We start from the raw sequence: 20,267 nt of genomic DNA, 5'->3' as shown, positions 1-20,267 counted from the left end.
ACTACATTTAAGTCTTGTTTTTCCACACCTCAAAGTACATATTTTGAGTAAAACAAGAAAGGCTAGCCGAGTAATCGACTAGCCTTTTAAACTATCTACTTTTGAGACAGCCTCTTTTTTGTTTTTCTTACTTGGGTCTTCGATGATTTGAATCACTGTCGGAACATATCTGCTTTTGGTGAAAATCTGCTCATTTTCCCAGTCAACTAGGATCTCTTCATAGGCCAAAGGAAGGATAATTTCTCCAGTTTCGTTAATAACACCTGTAAGTCCATCTTTTTGCACTATCACAAAGTTCTTCTTTTCTCTTCTTAGCCCTTCAAATTCCGCGGGGATAACTTCCTCTCCCTCACCATTCAGTAGTCCGGATTTCATGGATTTTTCCACCAAAAAATAACCGTCAATAGTGCGATATATAGTATCATAACCTTCGGTATTAAGCGGAGCACCAAATGTGTTCAAAAGGAAATACTTGCCATTGGCTTTGGCGATAGCCAGTCCTTGGTGGAATGGTTTTATTTCTTCCCAATTTGCATCAGAGACAAGCTCTCCCGTGGAGCTTATCAATCCCCAGGCCNGTTCAAAAGGAAATACTTGCCATTGGCTTTGGCGATAGCCAGTCCTTGGTGGAATGGTTTTATTTCTTCCCAATTTGCATCAGAGACAAGCTCTCCCGTGGAGCTTATCAATCCCCAGGCCTGGCTTGATCGAAATGCAGCTATTTTTTCTGAAAATAAGGTTGTCTCAGCATATTGAGGTGAAATAATCCAAGCACCAGATGAATTCACAAATCCGAAAGCACCTTTCGATTTAGCGGGGTAAAGTCCCTCGTTACCAAATTTGATCTCCTCTACCTCAACCATAGGTTTCACCAGCCAGCCTTTTTTTCCTAAAAGCCCAATTCTGTTATCTCTAAAGTGAACATTATATAAGTCCTTGCCGATTTTATTGACGGCAGTCATGCCTACATCATCAAGCAAAATACCATCATCTTCCATGACACGTCTGAGCTTTCCGTGGATGTATTCCAGCAGGATGTCATTCTCAAAAGTGATTTTATGAAATGAATTGTAACGGATGTTTGACTTGATATCATTCCCTTCTATGAGCAAATACTGATCTTGGTTATATCCATAATAGAAATTGCCGTGGGTATGCTGCAGTGTCTCAATGATAGGGTTTAGCACATAGTCACCTTCTCTATTGACCAAGCCAAAACCACTTGCTTCTTTGGCCAAAATAAATTCCCCTTCGTTATCCGAAAGAAGTTCGTAGGTTTTATCAGGATTTGGTGATAATGGCATAGAATACGCATTCTCTTTACGCACTATGATTACTCCGGTATTTGTAATCTTAGCCTCATCCAGTTCTCCTAAATAAGTTGTTTTATTGAAGCCTCGTTGGAATAACCAGTACTCGTTTCCTTTGTTTGCCAATAAAATATTGAAGTAAGTTTGGATACGCTCGTATTCCAAAGGCAAAACTTGCTGACCGTATTCATGAAATGCCCCAATACCGTCTGGACCTTTCACTAGGATCCAAGGTGCTAGGTACTGGTATATTTCTGTCCCTACTAATGAAACTGCTGGTCTCAAATCTCTAGCTAATAAAGAGAGTTCGTTACCAACTTTGCCTATTCTCACCGTTTCGCTGAGAAGATCAATGTCATCATATATTAAGCGAGATTGAAGCTGTAGCTTGGTATCATATAATTCCCAAGATTGGGATTTAGCACCTTCGGCGATGAAAAATGTAAGGATGATACCTATAAGCAGGGTAAAGTTTATCTTCATGTAAGTGTGAGTTATTCAGCATGGGTTTAAAGGCAAAATGACCAAAGGTTCAATTTAATCCTTTGGTCATTTTTGTCTGTATTTGCTTAGCTTATTTTTTAGTTTTGACCCGGTCAAGGTTGAAAAGATCAGAAATTATTTCGATCATTTCTTCTGCTTGGTCTCGCTGGCAAGCCGCACGAAGTTGTACCACAGGAACTTTGAGGATTTTTTGCATCATGCTTTTGGTGATCTTATCCATCACTGCATATTCTTTGGCATTCGCATTTTTCATAAATCTCGCCATCTCTTCCTGGCGGATTTGTTCTAAAGATTGCTTTAGTTTATTTATGGTAGGTGATACCATCATTTCCTTTTTCCAGCCGAAAAACTCCTCAATGCTCTCCTCTATGATTTCTTCTACCTTCGGAACTGATGCAAGTCTTTTTTCCAGTGTTTCGGTGGCCTTACTGCGGATGTTATCCACATTATACAGAACTACGCCAGGGACATCCTCTACGGAAGTTTCAATGCTTCTAGGCACCGATAGATCTACCAGCAATTTATAACTGTTGATCTGGAATTTTTTGACCAATTCCTTGGTGATAAATGGTTCGGACCGCTGAATGGAACTGACGATGACGTCTGCCTCTTTCATAGCATCCAGGCAACTTTCAAAAGGGATAACGTCAAAACCCATTTCTTGGGCGATTGATTCTGACTTGGACTGGGTTCTATTAGTGATTTTGACTTTTGCACTTGGGATGTGAACCATGTTTTTGGCTACATCCTCGCCAATTTCACCTACTCCGATTAGCAATATTCGCGGTTCGAATGTATTCGATGTCAGACTTTCGATTAATTCGATAGCGGCGTAAGATAAAGATGCTGCGCCATCGCGAAATGCTGTCTCCTGCACTATTCGCTTATTAGTGAAAAACACCGTATGCATCAATCTGTGAAGAAATGGTCCAGCCATATTCAAGTCAGCAGAAGCCTGATAAGCTCTTTTTACTTGATTTGAGATCTGAATATCACCAACTACCTGCGCTTCCAATCCCATTGACACTCTAAACAAATGTCTGATCGCTTCACGGTCATCATTGAGTATCTCAAAGTATTCCAGATAATTGACTACGTCAGTTAGTCCTTTTTCAAGACCAATGAACTTGATTATTTCAGTACTAATGTCTTGATCGTGTCTATAATATACTTCTGTTCTGTTGCAGGTAGAAAGTATCAACGCATCACTTAGGCTAAAAAAGTCATTGAGCTTCAGTAAGATAGCATGAACAGCCTGCTCATCAAGAGAAATAATCTCCCGGATTTGTACAGGTGCATTCTTATGTGATAAACTGAGTGCTCTTAATTTGACTTGCATCATGCTGAAGCTTGGTTTGCAAATTTAACAGACAATGACACGGGAAGTGCCCATTTCGGGTATTGATGTGTTAATTTGGAATCTATCTAAATAACAGTCCCCTTTACTATTGTAGTACTAGTGAGTATTGATTTCCAAAGCTAATCCTATTAACTTATGTGTGATTGATAAATTCTATCATTTTTTTGATGAGCTATGAGAGCTAAATTTTTTTATTGGCTGAAATTTTATCTCGGGTTCTCCAGCAAAGAATCACGTGGCTTTGTGCTCCTTATTCCCTTTTTACTTCTCCTTGTTGTTTCCAAAGGCATTTTTAGAGAAATAAGAAAGACCACAGCTGCAGATTTTCACATCCAGTATTTAGCGACTCTAGACAGTCTTGAATCTTCTGGGAATATCCTGGTGAGTTCACCCTTTCCGGTTTTCAATGCCCAAGATACAATTATCAAAAAATCAACTTCTAAGCAGCTTGAGAATCTCAATCGCTTAGCGTTTTCAGAAGCCGATTCAGTGACTCTGCAAATTGTCCCAGGAATTGGTCAAAGTACAGCAAGTAGAATCGTGAAGTTTAGAGAAAGTCTTGGTGGACTACATAGCAAAACCCAGCTCATGGAAGTTTATGGATTGAAACCCGAGACAATCGAAGCGATCTGGGAGTATTTCGATTTTTCACCGGGTATTTCCAAAAGGATGAAAATCAATCAAGTGGACCTGGATGAATTGGCAAAACACCCTTATGTAAGTTATGCTGAGGCGAAAGTTCTGATCGCCTATCGAAATCAACACGGCGACTTCCAATCTTCCGATGACCTGAAGCAAATCAAGATTTTCAGAGGAGAATGGATAGATAAACTCACTCCTTACCTTGATTTTCAATAGTTTGATGATTTCATTTATCCAAATGAGCGATTTTACCCATCTTTGATCCATGGATTCTAATCTGGATCAAATTCAATTACCTCAACTCAATTTGCCGCATTTCGAGCCTCAACTTCTGGAGAAGGAGGGGAAGATGTGGATTTTTGATTCACTTCGCAAAAAGCAACTGGTTTTGACTCCCGAAGAATGGGTGCGTCAGCATTGGATCAATTTTCTGATCTCACAACTGAAATTCCAAAAAGGACTTTTAGCATTGGAAAAAGGCTTAATTTACAATAAACTGCTCAAGCGGACAGATCTGCTGGTCTGGGACAAAAGTGGTAATCCCTATTTGCTAATTGAGTGTAAGGCTCCCAAAGTGAAGTTGAACCAAAAGACCATTGAGCAGGCTTGCATGTATCATAAGGAATTGAAAACACCATTTTTAATCATCAGCAATGGGATACAGCATATTTGCTTGAGTTTCGATCAAGTGAGTCAGCACTTTACCCAAGAGAAAAACTTCCCCGAACCTCCTATTTGAATGAAGTGTTGTAAATTTGAAGTACCAGAATAAGCCAATTTAATCTGAAATCTCTAGTTAAAATATGTCAAAACCATCTTCCATTCATCCTTGTGACCTTTGCAGTAGTCGTAAGCTTTCTATGCTTTCTGACCTTACAGAGGAGCAGGCTTGTAATATATCTGACAACAAAAACATGATTTCGCATCGAAAAGGGCAAATGCTTTATTACGAAGAAGCCAAGCCACTCGGGGTTTTTTGTGTGAATTCGGGAGTAATCAAAATATTTAAAACAGCCTCCAGCGGCAAAGAACAAATCATTCATCTGGCTAAAAAAGGTGACTTGCTAGGTTATTCCGCATTACTGGGAGAGGAAAATTACACCAATTCTGCCATGGTTATCGAAGATGCCAAAATCTGTTTTATCCCAAAGGAAACTTTTCTGAAAGCCTTGGTAAGTAATGGCCCTTTCTTCAAAAGGCTCACCAGAGCCCTCAGTCATGAGATCGGAATCATGGAGGAGAAACTAGTAGATGCTTCGCAAAAGAGCATTCGTGAGCGATTGGCGTATTTGCTTCTGCAACTTGCGAATTCCTATGGACTCGATGGAGGAGATCATCAGCAGATTGATTTGGTGCTGAGCCGCGAGGAAATAGCTAGCTTGATTGGTACAGCCACCGAATCTGTCATTCGATTATTGTCTGAATTCAAAAAGGATAAACTCATAGAACTGAGAGGTAAGAAAATTGTGATTTTGGATAAGGAAGGTTTAGTGAAGCTTTCAGATTTTTATGCTTGAGTTGAACATAGCTACTCGTAATGGGGTTAAAGCGGTATGAAATCGAGCATGACTCAAGTGTCACAAAGAGGGATGATTATATCCCAGCATACACCGCAACAGCAGATATGCTTGTTCTTAGGGCGCGTAAGGCTGTCGCAGCAGCAAGCCAGGCGGCTGGCCTGCGGGGTGAAGCATTGCTGGCGTCTTGACTTTCCCACCCGCAATCTGGCCTCTCGCTAAAAATGTCCACCGGACATTTTATTCACGCTCCATCCCCATTGCGTCAAGGCAAAAGAACAAAAGAAATCGAGCATGACTCAAGCGATACTTAAGAGAACGATTATTAAATCCTTCAGGTGTTTTTAGAATTCCGCAGGCGTTTAACTAAGAAATCTAAATTGTAATCATATAAAATCGAGCATGACGCAAGCGACATACAGAGGGATGATTATCCCTAATGCGAGATTCTCCCGATCCGCCGCGGCGGACGGGACAGGCTGTCTGACCATTAAAAATCAAAATATAAACAGATGAAGTCTTGCCTCTCTAAATACGTTTTTGCGCTTTTATTCATACCTGCGTTTTTCATTTTTTCTACTCAGGTAGATGCCCAATCAATTGCATTTAAAGCGTTACTTTCCACACTTTACGATGCTGACTTCCCTGTCCTGAAACCTAGCCAAGTGTCTGATTTGAGTACCTTTCAGGTGTTGGATACCCGTGAAAAGGAGGAGTTTGAAGTTAGTCATCTCAAAAATGCCATCTGGGTCGGATACGACACCTTTACCCTGAAAAATGTGGCTTCATTGGATAAAAGTAAGCCGGTTTTGGTCTATTGCACGGTTGGGGCAAGATCTCAGGATATAGGGAAAAAGCTAAAGGAAGCAGGATATAATGAAGTATATAATTTATATGGTGGTCTGATCGAATGGGTAAATGAAGGCAAGCCGATTTTTCAAGACGATTTTCCTACGAAGAAAGTGCATACCTATTCCCAATCTTGGGGTATCTGGCTGAATAAAGCTGAAAAGGTTTACTAATGCCCTATTAGGTCTTCCATACGACCAATTCCTAATTCTCCACATCTTTATTTGGCATCAGACCGTAAATCATTCCTAAAACATCTCCACATGAGAAACCTGAAAATCCATATTGCCCTTGTACTTAGCGTCATTCTTTTTAGTTGTCAGAGCTCGGTTCCAGGAATGGCTGGAACTACACCGCCGAGTCACAAAACTTGGAATGAAATGCTTCATGCAAATGTCAGTGCAGATGGTAAGGTGAATTATAAGGGCTTTATCAAAGAAAAGGCGAAGCTAGAAGCGTATGTGAACAGCATCAGTGCAAACGCTCCCGATCGCAAAACCTGGACAAAAGACGAGCAATTGGCTTATTGGATCAATGCATATAATGCCTTCACCGTGAAATTGATCGTGGACAATTATCCCGTGGAAAGTATCAAGGATCTTGGGCCAAAATTGAAAATTCCTCTGATCAAAGATGTATGGCATTACAAGTTTTTCAAGATAGGAGGTCAAGAGTCCAGCTTAGACGAGATAGAGCATTCGATTTTGAGAAAGGAATTTGAAGAGCCACGAATCCATTTTGCCATTAATTGCGCATCGGTCTCCTGTCCGCCTTTGCTCAATGAAGCTTTCGAAGCTACTACCATCGATGCCCAGCTGGATAAGGTTGCCACCCGATTTGTAAATGATCAAAGTAGAAATAAAATCACGACTGAATCAGTTCAAGTCTCCTCTATTTTCTCTTGGTTTAAGGGAGATTTCACCAGGAATGGTAGCCTAATTGACTTTTTGAATAAGTACAGTAAAGTCAAAATTAATTCTGATGCAAAAGTGTCACATCTGGATTATGATTGGAATCTGAACGAATAGAAATAAGTTTTTGGTAAATTTCCAATTGTGCCCTAATCAAAACCAAACCCAATGAGTTCAAATCGCCATGTGGTCATCATCGGCAATGGGATAGCAGGAGTGACCTGCGCCAGACAGCTTCGGAAGCTCGATGAATCGGTAAGGATTTCGCTGATTTCAGGTGAATCAAAATACTTTTTCTCCAGAACTGCACTCATGTATGTCTTTATGGGGCATATGGAATTTGAGCATACCCAACCTTATGAGAATTGGTTTTGGGACAAAAACAGCATCGAATTGAAAGAAGGCTGGGTGAAATCAATCGACTTTAAAACCAAGAATTTGCTTTTCCAATCTGGAGAAAACATAAACTATGATGAGCTTGTGATCGCCACAGGGTCAAAGCCTAATAAATTTGGCTGGCCAGGCGAGGATCTGCAAGGTGTTCAAGGATTATATTCAAAACAGGATTTGGAACTTATGGAGGACAATACTCAGAATGTGCAAAGAGCAGTAATCGTGGGCGGAGGTTTGATAGGAATTGAAATGGCGGAAATGCTAGCTTATAAGGAGATTCCAGTGACTTTTCTAGTTCGGGAATCTGGATTTTGGGACAATATATTACCTAAGGAGGAATCAGAATTAGTGGGGAGGCATATGCGGGAGCACCATATTGAATTGCGATTGAATGAAGAGTTGGGAGAAATTATTTCTGATTCAAATGCGAGAGTGAAAGCCGTCCGCACAAAATCAGGAGAGGAAATCCAGTGCCAATTTGTGGGATTAACAGCTGGAGTGTCTCCTAATATCGACTTTCTCAGAAGTACGGAATTGGAAGTTAATCGTGGAGTGAAGGTGGATTTGTCTTTTCAGACGAATATTTCAAATGTCTATTCAATTGGAGATTGCGCAGAGTTCCATGAAGCACCCGCACCAGACCGTAAATCTGTGGAGCAGGTTTGGTACACAGGAAGGATGCACGGAGAGACCTTGGGTTATATTTTGGCAGGAAAAAAATTGACTTACAAGCCAGGTGTTTGGTTCAATTCAGCCAAGTTCTTGGATATAGAATATCAAACCTACGGGACAGTTCCTGCTAGTTGGGACGCTGAAAAAATCAAATCCTTTTATTGGGCGCATTCCGGAGGCAAGGTTGCTTTTCGGATGCTAATGGATTTGGAAGGTAAGATTTTGGGAGTGAATAATTTGGGTTTTCGCCTGAGACATGAGTTTTTTGATCAGGCAATTGGTGGGAAATGGGATGGCTCCAAAGTCATTTCAAACCTGAACAAAGCCAATTTTGATCCTGAGTTTTTTGCTCCTTATTACATTGCTATTCAAGAGGCATTTAAAAGTCAATTTGGAGGAGATTTCAAGGTTTCCAAGAAGACATTTATCCAAAAACTATTCGGAGCAAACGTATGAAGGTGATTCAAAGATTAGGTGTTCTGTTGTTTTTGGTAGGCTTGGCAGTCTTTACTGTCATGCCTTTTTTAGGCAATTATACGCTGAATGAAGAATTGGTTTTAGACAATACAAAGGAGATCCATCAGAAGAAGATGGTAGAGATTTTCGCGCCAATGTATGGTGAAACCTACTCTTCCAATTTCTCATTCATTTCCGCTTTCAACGATAATTTCAACGCCTACAATGATGTGCTGAAAGAGGAGACAAAGTGGGATGAGGTGATCTGGGATGATTATAGTTTTCCGATGGCGCAAAGTTCACTCAGCAGCCCCGTTCGCGATACTCCTTGGCTTTTCTTGGGTTTGTCTATAGGTCTGGCGGCATTGGGAGGATTGATGTACAATCTTCCAAAGCATAAGGAAGAACCGGCAGGGATCAAAAACAACGGGATATTCCATTCATCCATGAAGAATCGTGGGTGGATGGGAATGGTCACGGGAGCGTATTTGATACTTTTCTACATCATTTTGTATTGGTTCCCTGCTTACATCGTGAATCAAGTCTGGATGGTGACTCCTCTCAGCATGATTCTCAGTGGCAATCCTGCCAGTCAGTGGTTTCTTTACGGCACGATTTATACGCTTGCAATCATTGTAATGGGTGTGCGGATGTTTCGTAAATACCGAGGCAATAAGTATCAGCAGCTGCGCACGGCTTCGGTGATGTTTTTTCAGACGGCATTTGCATTTTTGATTCCTGAAATTCTGGTTTTGCTGAATAAGCCATATTTTGATTTCAAAAATATCTGGCCGCTGGATTATGATTTCTTCTACGATTATCAAATTGATACCTTCTTAAGTGGTGGTGGAGTAGGTATGTTCATGCTGATTTGGGGTATTTTACTGATCATTATTGGTGTCCCGATTTTCACTTATTTCTTTGGGAAAAGATGGTACTGCTCTTGGGTTTGCGGCTGTGGAGGTTTGGCGGAGACGTTGGGAGATCCGTATCGCCAACTTTCTGACAAGTCTTTGAAAGCATGGAAATATGAGCGTGTAATCGTACACAGCGTGTTAGTGCTGGCAGTAGTGATGACTGCGGTGACCATTGCCAATTACTTTTCCGGCTTTGCGCTTTTGGGGAATGTCACGAACCAATTACATTCGTTTTATGGTTTTGCGATTGGGTCGGTATTCGCAGGAGTGGTCGGTACTGGCTTTTATCCATTTATGGGCAACCGAGTTTGGTGCAGATTCGGCTGTCCGTTGGCTGCATATCTTGGCATTGTGCAGCGTTTCAAATCAAGATTTAGAATCACTACAAACGGCGGCCAGTGCATTTCCTGTGGCAATTGCTCCACGTATTGCGAAATGGGAATCGACGTCCGATGGTATGCTCAGCGGGGACAGGAAATCGTCAGAGCTAGCTGTGTGGGTTGTGGAGTCTGCTCAGCAGTTTGTCCGCGAGGAGTGCTGAAATTGGAAAATGGTCCTGACAAAAACCGAATCAATGAAATGCCAATAATTATTGGAAATGACTCCATCAAGATAAATGCGTAAATGATTTTCTTATATCTTTTGATTGGGATTTATACCCTCGGAATGCTGTTTATTTTCATATACAGTCTTGCTCAAGGGCATTTGCTATTGAATTTTCTTGGTGCGAAAAAAGCCTTGGGACAAGTACCTCATGTTTCACCTGAAGTTTGGCCAAAAGTAACTGTGCAGCTACCAATCTATAACGAACTTTACGTCGTGGATCGCTTAATAGAAGCCGTTTCCCAGATGAATTATCCTTCAGAATTACTCGAAATTCAGGTGTTGGATGACAGTACGGATCAGACAGCCGAGTTGATCCAAAAGAAAATTCAGGAGTTTCCGGATATAAATTTCAAATACATTCATCGTGCTGACAGGTCAGGCTTTAAAGCAGGAGCCTTGAAAGAAGGCTTGGCAAAAGCCAGCGGAGAGTTCATCGCGATTTTCGATGCGGACTTTGTACCTGATCCTGATTTTCTGTTGAAAACGATTCCTTATTTCTCTTCAGCAAAAGTCGGAATGGTCCAAACCCGCTGGACACATTTGAACAAAAACTACTCGCTGTTGACTCGCTTGCAGGCATTTGCGCTGGATGCGCATTTTTTGATCGAGCAGATTGGGAGAAATAGCCAACACGCATTTATCAATTTCAATGGGACTGGCGGTATTTGGCGAAAGTCATGTATAGTCGATGCGGGAGATTGGCAAGATGATACGCTGACAGAGGATCTGGATTTGAGCTATCGTGCCCAGCGCAAAGGCTGGGAGTTTATCTATAGACCGGAAATCGAATCTCCTGCGGAGCTTCCTCCCATAATGTCGGCGGTGAAGTCACAGCAATTTCGCTGGACAAAAGGAGGTGCAGAATGTGCGGTAAAGCATGCCAAAGCGGTCTTGGGAGAGAATCTACCTATTTCTACTAAATTTCACGCGATGGCCCATCTGTTCAATAGCAGTATTTTTATAGCCATTTTGTTGGTTAGTTTGAGTAGCATAGGAGTTTGGTGGGCAGGGACGCAAGGCATGATTTCATCCAATCTATTCCAAGTTGCAGGACTGTTTATGATCGGTTTTGTGATCATAGCATGCGTCTATTTAGTCGCGTATTTTTATGAAAAACGAAGTTTCTGGAAAAGCTTGATCCAAGCAGTTTACATGCTGCCTATATTTCTTTCTGTTTCCATGGGCTTGGCATTACACAATGCCCAAGCCGTATGGGAAGGGTTTTCAGGAAAAAAATCACCCTTCATCCGCACACCAAAATTCAATCTGGAAAGTGGTTCTGGTCTAGCAACAAATCGTTACATCAAATTCAGAATTCCAGCTACCACATGGATGGAAGGGATATTGATGCTGGTTTTTTCGGGCATGGTTGGACTTCAGGTTTATTGGGAAACATTCGAGATGTTGCCTTTTCACCTCATGCTTGCGATTGGGTATGGGTTAGTTTTCTTTTCTTCATTCAAAGCCTACAGTTTAAGTAAATAGTTTCTGATGCATAAGCCGCCAATTATTGATGTAATCATTCCTGCCTACAATGAGGAGAAGTCCATTCCAAAGGTAATTGGAGACATTCCATCTCTTGTCAGAAACGTGGTAGTTGCAAATAACAACTCCTCTGATAGCACTGGAAAAGTAGCAAAAGCAGCTGGCGCAAAAGTGGTTTTCGAACCTCAGAAAGGCTATGGAAAAGCATGCTTGACGGCGATGGACTGGATCAAAAAGCAAGAAACCCAACCCGATATTGTGGTCTTTCTGGATGGAGATTACAGTGATTACCCGGAAGAATTGTTGGACTTGATTCAGCCTATTTTGGATGATAAAGCTGAACTCGTGATAGGGTCAAGAGCACTTGGAAAGCGGGAATCAGGCTCGATGACGTTTCCGCAGGTATTTGGGAATTGGCTGGCAACTACGATGATGAAATACATGCAAGGTGCCAAATTCTCGGATTTGGGACCTTTTCGTGCGATTTTTTGGTCGAAGTTGCTTGACTTAAATATGATCGATCAGAACTTCGGTTGGACGATAGAGATGCAGATCAAAGCGCATAAGGCCGGATTCCGTTATACGGAAGTACCTGTAAATTACCGTAAACGAATAGGTGTATCGAAAGTCAGCGGAACCGTGAAAGGAGTTTTCGGAGCTGGGTATAAGATTATCTATACGATTTTTAGATATTGGTGAGATTGGATTTTAGGAGACAGTACCGCTAGTTATTCTGACGTATAACTTGTTCCTCTTCCACTTCCTTGCTTTTCAATCAGCCTCTTGTTAACTAAGTCTGCCAAAATCCGCTTAACGGTAGGAGATGGAATGGATAACCGTTCAGCTATTTCACCAGATTGAATACCAGGACGATGTTGAATAATGGCGACTATTGAGTTTTCTCTTGCCGAAAGTTGTGATGCTAAGCCACTGTTCATCAATTTAGTCATCAACTGAGTCTGGATTCTGGTTATGGCATTCAGAAAGAATTGTATCCAAACCGTAATATTTTCATTTGGTCGCAGTGCTTGACAACTCCTAAGCACTTGATAATATTCTGCTTTGTGGCTTTCTATTTCGTGCTCAAAGCTCACATATTGTATCCATTTATATCCATTTTTCAGCATTAATAGCGTTGAAATGAGTCTGCTCAATCTGCCATTGCCGTCTTGAAACGGATGAACACTCAAAAAATCGTAAACAAAAGAAGCAATTATAATTAAAGAATGGACTTCTTTTTCTGAATTGTACCAATCCACCAATCGGCGCATGGCATCTTCTGTAACAAATCCCGCTTCAGTTGTCTGAAATATAATTTGCCTTGTTCCGTCTGAAAAATTGGCTTCAACTGCATTGCTATGTGCTTTGTAGTTTCCTTTGTGCCACTCATCTTTGGTGCTATATTTCATCAATGTGTTGTGTATACTTTTGATGTTATTTTCTGTAATAGCAATACTTGAAAAAGACTCCGATATTAAATCCAATGCATCAAAATACCCTACAACTTCCTGCGAATCTCTGTCCGTCAGTTTTGTTATACCAGTCTTTTTCAGGAGAATATCAATTTCTTCATTAGTCATCTTATTTCCTTCAATTCGGTTAGAAGCCCCTACACTTCTCACAGTCGCAATGCTCTTTAATTCTTTAAGGGTTTGGCCCTCTTTTCGCTCAATGGAAGTCCATTGAGAATCAAACCTGTCTATTTCGCTGATGAGATTAATCAGTTTCCAATCAATGTCCAGGGTAAAATCATATACTTTATTATCCATTGCTTCACTGTATTTGATACGATTTGATACGTAAATATACGATTATGATTTGAAAAAATATTATAAAAATGATACGATTAGATGCGATGGTGATACTTTAAATTGTTTTAACCCGCATTATGCATTAGCAAATCTACTACGGCTTCAAACCGCTTCAAAATCAGTCGCTATGCTTCACTTTTCGCTCTCACCGTAGCGGTGCTACGACTCGATCTCCAAAGTGACTGATTTTCTTGCAGTTTGAACCCTCGTTACGAATCCTAATGCATAGTCCGGGTTTAACTATAATTTGGCCTTGTAAGAAGTAAACGAAACGTATTTTTAATAAATCATTATTCCCCGTCTAATCAAGAAGGGGCGATGGGAGTGCTTAGATTAGATTTTAGTAATTTTAGACCTATGAAATCGAGCATGTCGCTGGCGTCACACAGAGGGATGATTATCTACCATGCGAAATTCTCCCGATCCGCCGCGGCGGACGGGACAGGCTATCTCGTTACCTTCGTCGCGGGACAGGTTATGACCGTTAAAAGACAATTATAATCATATGAAAAATTTATTCATTCTTGGATTGGTTTTGCTCTTCATCTCTTCCTGCAATTCCACAGGCAGAAAAGCCATCAACGAGAAGCAATTCGCCTCGCATTGGTATCAGGACAGAGCTGAGATCAATATCTTTGACCTAAAGCAAATGCGCTACGGCGAAGAGCGGGAAGGTGAGGCAGTGATGATTTTTGTGACGGAGGATCTTTCGAAGAGAAAGCAAGTCAAACTCGATGAACCTGCTGCTGCCGGAAAAGACGCAATGAAGGTGTTGAAACTGAATATGACTCGTGATTTTGTGACGGGGGTATATCCTTACCACACCATGCTGTCGGTGTTTACGCCAGTTTATTCTGATCTGAATTCCCCTAAAATCACAGCATCTGTCACCGAATGGTGCGGCCAGTCTTTTACCCAGCTGAATTCAAAAAACAACAAGTATCTAGTCAAATTATTTTCGTATTTCGAGTCGGAAGGCGATCAGGAATTGTCTATCAGCGCCATGGCTGAGGATGAGATTTTCAACCTGATCAGACTAAACCCTGACTTGGTACCAACAGGCCATAAGAAATTGATCCCAAGTTTGATTTTTAATCGCTTCTCCCACATTCCTCTTGATGCTGAAAGCGCCGTGATTTCCAAGCGAAAAACTGGTGCGAATCAGGCTGAAGTTGAGGTGATCTATGAGGAAATAGGAAGAAAATTACTCATCAACTATGTAGATGCTTTTCCATATGAAATCATGTCTTGGCAAGAAACGCAAACCAAGGAAGACGGCACCGAAGAGGTGACTTCAGCAGTTCGTAAAAGTGTGCAAATGCTGGACTATTGGAGGAAAAACGGACTTCATAATGAGTCGATTCGCAAAAGCTTAGGGCTTTGAGCAAGCAGTTCAAGCGGCTCCTAAAGCCGCTAATCTGGCTGCTGCTGGCAGTTGGTTTTTTTTATTTGGCTTACTTTATTCCAAGAGAAGATTTCTGGCTGACCTTCACCCTTTACGCTTCACTTTTCGGAGGGATGCTGGGTGTTTATTTTTTGAGCAATCAGCCATCATGGATTTGGCTGTTCATTGGAGGGTTGCTGATTCGAATTTCTCTTTTAGTAGCTGTTCCCAAATGGTCGGATGATTATCCCCGTTTTCTGTGGGATGGAGAGCTGGTGAAAATGAGTGAAAATCCCTATTTGGGAACACCTGAAGATTGGCTTCAGAATCATCCCGAAAGTTCGAATTTCTATCTGGAAAAACTTTTGGAAGGAATGAATTCCCCTCAATATTTTTCAGTATATCCGCCCTTGAACCAGGCGATATTCTTCCTTGCTGCTTGGGGCGCAAACCTTCATCCTCAAACAGGAATTCTGATATTGCGAATAATCTTGATTTTGGGTGAAATTGGCGTTTTCTGCCTTTTGCTCAAGCTTTTTGATTATTGTCAGCTTTCTTCCAAAAGGCTGATATTCTATTGGTTGAATCCTTTGGTGATAATGGAAATCACTGGAAATCTTCATTTTGAGGGTTTAGTGTTACTTCTTTTGCTGGCTTCCTTATATACGCTAAGTAGGAGCAAAAACGCACTTTCAGGAGCGTTCTGGGGACTTTCGATCGGTATGAAACTGCTGCCCTTGATGCTGATTCCTACCTTCTTTTCATTTGCCAAAACCAGAATATCCAGCCCATTCTGGATAGGATCCGGCATTGCTGTTTTAGCTAGCTTTGGCTGGCTTTTGATTGATGATTCCTGGTTTCATTTCTTCCAAAGTCTGAAGCTCTATCAGGGAAAATTTGAATTCAATGCCTCGGTTTATTACCTGCTTCGGGAAGTTGGTTTTTGGGTGAAAGGTTACAATATCATCGGGGAGCTAACTCCGATTTTAAATGGGCTCACCCTGGTTGGGATTCTATATTTTTCATGGAAAAGAAAGCCTCAAAATCTCTTGCAACTTGTAGATCTATGGGTATTGGTTTATTTGATTTATCTCGTTTTGCAGCCTGTAGTTCATCCTTGGTATTTGATTCCGGCCTTTGGATTAAGCTTATTCACCGACAAAAAAGCCTTTCTTGTTTGGACTGCTGCAGTGATATTTTCGTACCAAGCCTATAGCGACCCTAATTATCAAGAAAGTCCAATTTTCCTTTTTATAGAATATTCAATGCTCATCCTAGTTATTTACGGGGACTATTTCAGAACAGACACAAAATCGCCTTTACCCACATGAATTATAGAACTCTGCTAACTTTTGCTTTTTCTCTTTTCATTTTCGCATGTACTCCCAGTCCAGAAAAGCAGGCGCAGGAACTCGTCGAAAAGTCAATCAAAGCCCATGAACTATCCAAGAAATGGGGTAATGTTACAGGTATCAAATTCAGGAAATGTACACGCTTGCTTGATGAAAATGGAGCGATAGAAAATGAATTTGAGCAGTGGGTGGAGTTCCGCCTAAAACCTTATTTCGAAGCTAAATTGACCTGGACAAAGGATAGTGTGCTGCATGTGTCCAATTTCAACGGAAGCAGGATGAGCTATCAAATGGGGGAGAATTCTATTGAGAATGAAGGGTTTTTGAAGGCTAAACGAGCTGAAATCAATGCTGCTTTCTTAGCTTTTGCTCAGCCATGGAAGCTGACCGATGAGCATGCACGCTTAGCTTATGAAGGTCAGAAGACGCTTGATGATGGGAAGTCCGTTGAGTCTTCTAGAGTGGATTTTGGGGCAGATTCAGTTGTATCGTGGGTTTACTTTGATCCAATTTCCTCAAAAATCGTTTCCAATGAGCAGCACGCCAAGGATCATAAAAGTCTGATTGAAACTACTTCGTATGATGAGTCAACTGGTTTGGTACTGGCAAAAGAACGTAAGAGTTTTAGAATTAATGAGGCAGGAAAGAAAGGGTTTTTGCAGGCGGAATATTTGTATTCTGATTATGAATTAACTTTTGAATAACTAGAGACTTATTTCCATTAATATTTGAATAATTAAAAAACTTAGAATTATGAGATTACAATACCTCTTAGTATTCCTATTTGGTTTCACAGTATTCACTTCTTGCAACTCGCGCACAGAAGCTGAGAAAATAATTGACAAAGCTATTGAAGCGCATGGAGGAGATAATTATAGGACTTCGAAAGTTGAATTTGACTTTAGAGACATTCACTACACCATTTTCAAGACACCCGACAGATTTGAATACATCCGAGAGTTTTCAAATCCCACTGGAAATGTGCTGGATGTGCTGAACAATGCCGGCTTTGTGCGCACTGTGAATGGGGTGAAAATCGATACGCTTTCGGAAGAATGGATAGGTAAATATTCCCGCTCGGTCAATTCTGTAGCCTATTTTGCTTTTCTTCCTTATGGGCTTAATGATCCCTCTGTATTCAAAACGTACATGGGCGAAACAGAAATTAACGGGGAAAGATACAACTTAATCAAAGTGACTTTTGCTGAGGAGGGTGGCGGAGAGGATTTTGACGATGAGTTTTTGTACTGGATAGGTATCGAGGATTCATTTGTGGATTACATGGCGTACAGCTACCATACGGATGGTGGCGGAGTGAGAATGCGGGAAGTCAGCGGGGTTCAGGAAGTCGGCGGAATTCGATTTCAAAACTACCTAAACCTCAAGCCAGAAGATGAGTCGGTGCCGGTAGATAAAATGCAGGAGCTTTACGAATCCGGTGATTTAGAGTTACTTTCAGAGATAAATTTGAAGAATATTGCCGTTGAATCGTTGAAGAAATAACCCAACATGAACCCAAAACGACTGACATTCACTAATAGAAATGACCTGGAACTGGCTGCGCACTTGTACTTGCCAGTTGATCAGGAACCGCATTTTTTTGCGATTTTTGCACATTGTTTCACCTGCTCTAAAAACTTCTCGGCAGTCACCCGAATTTGTACAGCGCTTTCACAAAATGGAATTGCAGCTTTAAGCTTTGATTTCACGGGGCTTGGGATGAGTGAAGGCGAATTTACAGAGTCAACTTTTACCAGTAATGTGAGTGATTTGCTGGATGCCGCCGATTTTCTAGCCCAAGAATATCAAGCTCCCAAAATGCTCATCGGTCATTCGCTGGGCGGTGCTGCGGTGTTATATGCAGCAGCTGAGATGAGTGAAGTAGAAGCTATAGTTACGATTGCTGCGCCCGCATTTCCGGGACATGTCCGTAATTTATTTATGAACAGCCTCGAAGAAATAGAGGAAAGCGGCAGTGCGACAGTGAAAATTGGCGGTCGTCCGTTTCATATCAGCAAGAGTTTTGTCGATGATTTGGTACAAAAACCCCTGCATACTTTTTTGAAAAAGTTAAGGAAATCTCTCCTTATCATGCATTCTCCTCAGGATGAAATCGTGGACATCAGCAATGCTGCCGAGATTTACAACGCTGCTTTTCACCCAAAAAGCTTCATCTCACTGGATGGAGCGAATCATTTGGTTTCAAATCCCAAGGATAGTGAATACATCGCAGAGTTGATAGGAAGCTGGAGCAAGCGGTATGTGTTGGTGCAGGAGGAAAATCAAGTTAATGATACACGTGGAAATCAGGTTTTCGTACGGCTGTCTGGACAGAAGTACACCACCGAGGTGATGACTCCGAATCATCAGTTGATCGCTGATGAGCCGGCTGAAGTAGGAGGAGATGACATGGGGCCCAATCCGTATGACTTGCTGATGGCTTCTTTGGGAAGCTGCACTGCTATGACGCTAAAAATGTATGCAGAGCGAAAAAAATGGCCTTTGGAACAAGTCTCAGTTTTTCTCAATCATGAAAGTGTTCACATGGCTGATAGTACTCATCCAGAAGAAAAGTCTGCAAAAGTCAGTCAGTTTACCCGAATCATAGAAATCGAAGGCGAACTGGACTCAGAGCAAAGAAAGAAACTATTAGAAATTTCCAATAAATGCCCGGTGCATCGTACGCTTCAGGAGGAGATCATTATTCATACCATGTTGGCGAAATAATACCGAACATATCGCAAGCGTCACACACAGGGGGATGATTATATCCCAGCATACACCGCAACAGCAGATATGCTTGTTCTTAGGGCGCGTAAGGCTGTCGCAGCAGCGATCCATGCGGCTGGCCTGCGGGGTGAAGCTTTGCTGGCGTCTTGACTTTTTGGTTCTTTTGCGTCTAGGCAAAAGAACAGAGAAATCAAGCATGACCCAAAGCGACACACACTGGGATGATTATCTACCATGCGAGATTCCATCCCGTTTCCTTCGTCACGGGACAGGTTATGACCTTTGAAAATCAAAATATAAACAGATGAAAAAAAACTGGTCGAGAAATTATTTATTGAGTTCTGTTCTGGTACTTCTAGGGCTATGTTTATGGGCTATTTTTCCTTTGCAAGAAGACTTAATTACCGTTGCCAAAAAATGGAAAGGTGTATGCTGGGTAGGAAGTCGTTCTCCGCTTTTGGGACCAGAATTAGAGGCATTGAAATCAACAGGAGCGGATGCGCTTTCTCAAACTCCATTTGGCTGGCAAAGTGAAAAGAATACTCCTGAGATCCGCTGGGACACCCATAATGAAAACAAATGGTGGGGAGAATCATCCGCTGGAATCAAAGCAACATTTGATTCATCTGCACGGCATGGTATCATGAATATGCTCAAGCCACACCTTTGGGTTCGTGGGAGCTGGCCGGGAGAAATAGAGATGAAGAGCGAGGAGGATTGGAAGAGTTGGTTTGAGAATTACGAGGGATTTATCCTCGATTATGCTAAAATGGCTGAAGAACACCAAATCCCGATGCTATGCGTGGGTACTGAGTTGGAATTGACCTCGAAACGAGAAGAGGATTGGCGGAAAGTGATTGCATCAGTTCGGAAAGTCTATTCAGGTAAGCTGATTTATGCCGCCAATTTCACTGAATTTGAGCATGTCAAGTTTTGGGACGTACTGGACTACATTGGTATTCAGGCGTATTTCCCACTTTCTACCAAAACCAATCCTGATCTAGCTGAGCTCAAATCTGGCTGGAAAAAGAGTTTGCCAAAAATCGAAAAGGTGGTTCGAGCCTATCAAAAGCCTGTAATGTTCACGGAGATTGGCTATTGCAACACAGTGGACGCAGCTAAAGAACCTTGGGTTTGGCCAAGTGAACGTAAGGAAGCTGAACTATCTGAAGAAATGCAGGCGCTTTGTTATGAGGCTTTTTTTGAAACAGCTTGGCAAAAGAACTGGATGGCTGGCGTGTTTTTCTGGAAATGGTATCCAGACGGGAAGCATCGTGAACCAGATTTTACCCCGCAGGGAAAAATGGCACAGCAGGTGATGCAGAACTATTTTTTGGCTGACTGATGATCAGTAGATTATTTGATCTA

General features: G+C 41.6%; 21 protein-coding genes. 16 read left to right on the top strand and 5 right to left on the bottom strand.

The features are described from left to right. Positions 1-78: 78 nt before the first annotated feature. From U3A58_RS05305 to hemA, 3 genes are all read right to left on the bottom strand, one after another. Entirely contained in the window at positions 79-567 is a 489-nt protein-coding gene (locus U3A58_RS05305; protein ID WP_323822355.1) for a WG repeat-containing protein, read from the bottom strand. Further along, entirely contained in the window at positions 564-863 is a 300-nt protein-coding gene (locus tag U3A58_RS21915; protein ID WP_465038356.1) for a WG repeat-containing protein, read from the bottom strand. Before U3A58_RS21915 ends, U3A58_RS05305 begins: the two co-directional genes overlap by 4 nt. Before the next feature lie 1,021 nt (positions 864-1,884). Beyond that, complete coding sequence (gene hemA / locus U3A58_RS05295) at positions 1,885-3,153, bottom strand: glutamyl-tRNA reductase (RefSeq protein WP_323822358.1); 1,269 nt, start codon at positions 3,151-3,153, stop codon at positions 1,885-1,887. Between the two features lie 195 nt (positions 3,154-3,348). Between hemA and U3A58_RS05290 the strand changes: the two genes are divergently transcribed. The 9 genes from U3A58_RS05290 to U3A58_RS05250 all read left to right on the top strand — a co-directional run bounded on the left by U3A58_RS05290 (position 3,349) and on the right by U3A58_RS05250 (position 12,321). Continuing rightward, on the top strand, positions 3,349-4,032 hold the full coding sequence (locus U3A58_RS05290) for a ComEA family DNA-binding protein (protein ID WP_323822353.1): 684 nt from the start codon (positions 3,349-3,351) through the stop codon (positions 4,030-4,032). Positions 4,033-4,081: 49 nt separating this feature from the next. Further along, positions 4,082-4,555, top strand: coding sequence for a type I restriction enzyme HsdR N-terminal domain-containing protein (locus U3A58_RS05285; protein WP_323822352.1), 474 nt, complete (start codon positions 4,082-4,084; stop codon positions 4,553-4,555). Between the two features lie 64 nt (positions 4,556-4,619). After that, complete coding sequence (locus U3A58_RS05280; protein ID WP_323822351.1) at positions 4,620-5,333, top strand: Crp/Fnr family transcriptional regulator; 714 nt, start codon at positions 4,620-4,622, stop codon at positions 5,331-5,333. A 512-nt stretch (positions 5,334-5,845) separates the two neighbouring features. Further along, complete coding sequence (locus tag U3A58_RS05275) at positions 5,846-6,355, top strand: rhodanese-like domain-containing protein (protein ID WP_323822350.1); 510 nt, start codon at positions 5,846-5,848, stop codon at positions 6,353-6,355. 90 nt (positions 6,356-6,445) lie between these two features. Further along, entirely contained in the window at positions 6,446-7,210 is a 765-nt protein-coding gene (locus U3A58_RS05270) for a DUF547 domain-containing protein (protein WP_323822349.1), read from the top strand. Positions 7,211-7,261: 51 nt separating this feature from the next. Further along, entirely contained in the window at positions 7,262-8,614 is a 1,353-nt protein-coding gene (locus U3A58_RS05265; protein ID WP_323822348.1) for an NAD(P)/FAD-dependent oxidoreductase, read from the top strand. Beyond that, complete coding sequence (locus U3A58_RS05260) at positions 8,611-10,155, top strand: 4Fe-4S binding protein (protein WP_323822347.1); 1,545 nt, start codon at positions 8,611-8,613, stop codon at positions 10,153-10,155. Before U3A58_RS05265 ends, U3A58_RS05260 begins: the two co-directional genes overlap by 4 nt. Further along, positions 10,156-11,622, top strand: coding sequence for a cellulose synthase family protein (locus U3A58_RS05255; protein ID WP_323822346.1), 1,467 nt, complete (start codon positions 10,156-10,158; stop codon positions 11,620-11,622). It abuts the gene before it with no gap. 6 nt (positions 11,623-11,628) lie between these two features. Beyond that, a complete protein-coding gene (locus U3A58_RS05250; RefSeq protein ID WP_323822345.1) occupies positions 11,629-12,321 on the top strand; it encodes a glycosyltransferase family 2 protein in 693 nt (230 codons plus the stop codon). Positions 12,322-12,350: 29 nt separating this feature from the next. Here the strand turns inward: U3A58_RS05250 and U3A58_RS05245 are convergent, their stop codons facing one another. Next, positions 12,351-13,391: a Fic family protein gene (locus U3A58_RS05245; protein WP_323822344.1), complete on the bottom strand. Its 1,041-nt coding sequence runs from the start codon at positions 13,389-13,391 to the stop codon at positions 12,351-12,353. Between the two features lie 399 nt (positions 13,392-13,790). On the opposite strand from U3A58_RS05245, the gene U3A58_RS05240 reads away from it, so the two are divergent. Genes U3A58_RS05240 through U3A58_RS05215 form a run of 6 tightly spaced genes read left to right on the top strand, consistent with a single transcriptional unit; the run spans position 13,791 to position 18,896 of the window. Further along, a complete protein-coding gene (locus tag U3A58_RS05240) occupies positions 13,791-13,934 on the top strand; it encodes a hypothetical protein (protein WP_323822343.1) in 144 nt (47 codons plus the stop codon). A gap of 4 nt (positions 13,935-13,938) precedes the next feature. Next, positions 13,939-14,817, top strand: coding sequence for a hypothetical protein (locus U3A58_RS05235; protein ID WP_323822342.1), 879 nt, complete (start codon positions 13,939-13,941; stop codon positions 14,815-14,817). Then, a complete protein-coding gene (locus U3A58_RS05230) occupies positions 14,814-16,148 on the top strand; it encodes an MptA/MptB family glycosyltransferase (RefSeq protein ID WP_323822341.1) in 1,335 nt (444 codons plus the stop codon). Before U3A58_RS05235 ends, U3A58_RS05230 begins: the two co-directional genes overlap by 4 nt. After that, entirely contained in the window at positions 16,145-16,873 is a 729-nt protein-coding gene (locus U3A58_RS05225; protein ID WP_323822340.1) for a hypothetical protein, read from the top strand. Before U3A58_RS05230 ends, U3A58_RS05225 begins: the two co-directional genes overlap by 4 nt. Positions 16,874-16,922: 49 nt before the next feature. Further along, positions 16,923-17,672: a DUF6503 family protein gene (locus tag U3A58_RS05220; protein ID WP_323822339.1), complete on the top strand. Its 750-nt coding sequence runs from the start codon at positions 16,923-16,925 to the stop codon at positions 17,670-17,672. A gap of 6 nt (positions 17,673-17,678) precedes the next feature. Then, positions 17,679-18,896: a bifunctional alpha/beta hydrolase/OsmC family protein gene (locus U3A58_RS05215; RefSeq protein ID WP_323822338.1), complete on the top strand. Its 1,218-nt coding sequence runs from the start codon at positions 17,679-17,681 to the stop codon at positions 18,894-18,896. A gap of 38 nt (positions 18,897-18,934) precedes the next feature. Here U3A58_RS05215 and U3A58_RS05210 read toward each other — a convergent pair whose 3' ends face one another. Continuing rightward, the gene (locus U3A58_RS05210; RefSeq protein WP_323822337.1) at positions 18,935-19,192 is read right to left on the bottom strand and encodes a hypothetical protein; all 258 of its coding nucleotides are present in this window, start codon (positions 19,190-19,192) and stop codon (positions 18,935-18,937) included. Between the two features lie 11 nt (positions 19,193-19,203). On the opposite strand from U3A58_RS05210, the gene U3A58_RS05205 reads away from it, so the two are divergent. Beyond that, the gene (locus U3A58_RS05205) at positions 19,204-20,244 is read left to right on the top strand and encodes a glycoside hydrolase family 113 (protein ID WP_323822336.1); all 1,041 of its coding nucleotides are present in this window, start codon (positions 19,204-19,206) and stop codon (positions 20,242-20,244) included. Positions 20,245-20,267 lie beyond the last annotated feature (23 nt).

This window comes from Algoriphagus persicinus (assembly GCF_035156415.1).
GTDB classification, from domain to species: Bacteria; Bacteroidota; Bacteroidia; order Cytophagales; family Cyclobacteriaceae; genus Algoriphagus; species Algoriphagus persicinus.
This window is presented reverse-complemented; position numbering and strand designations above follow the sequence as displayed.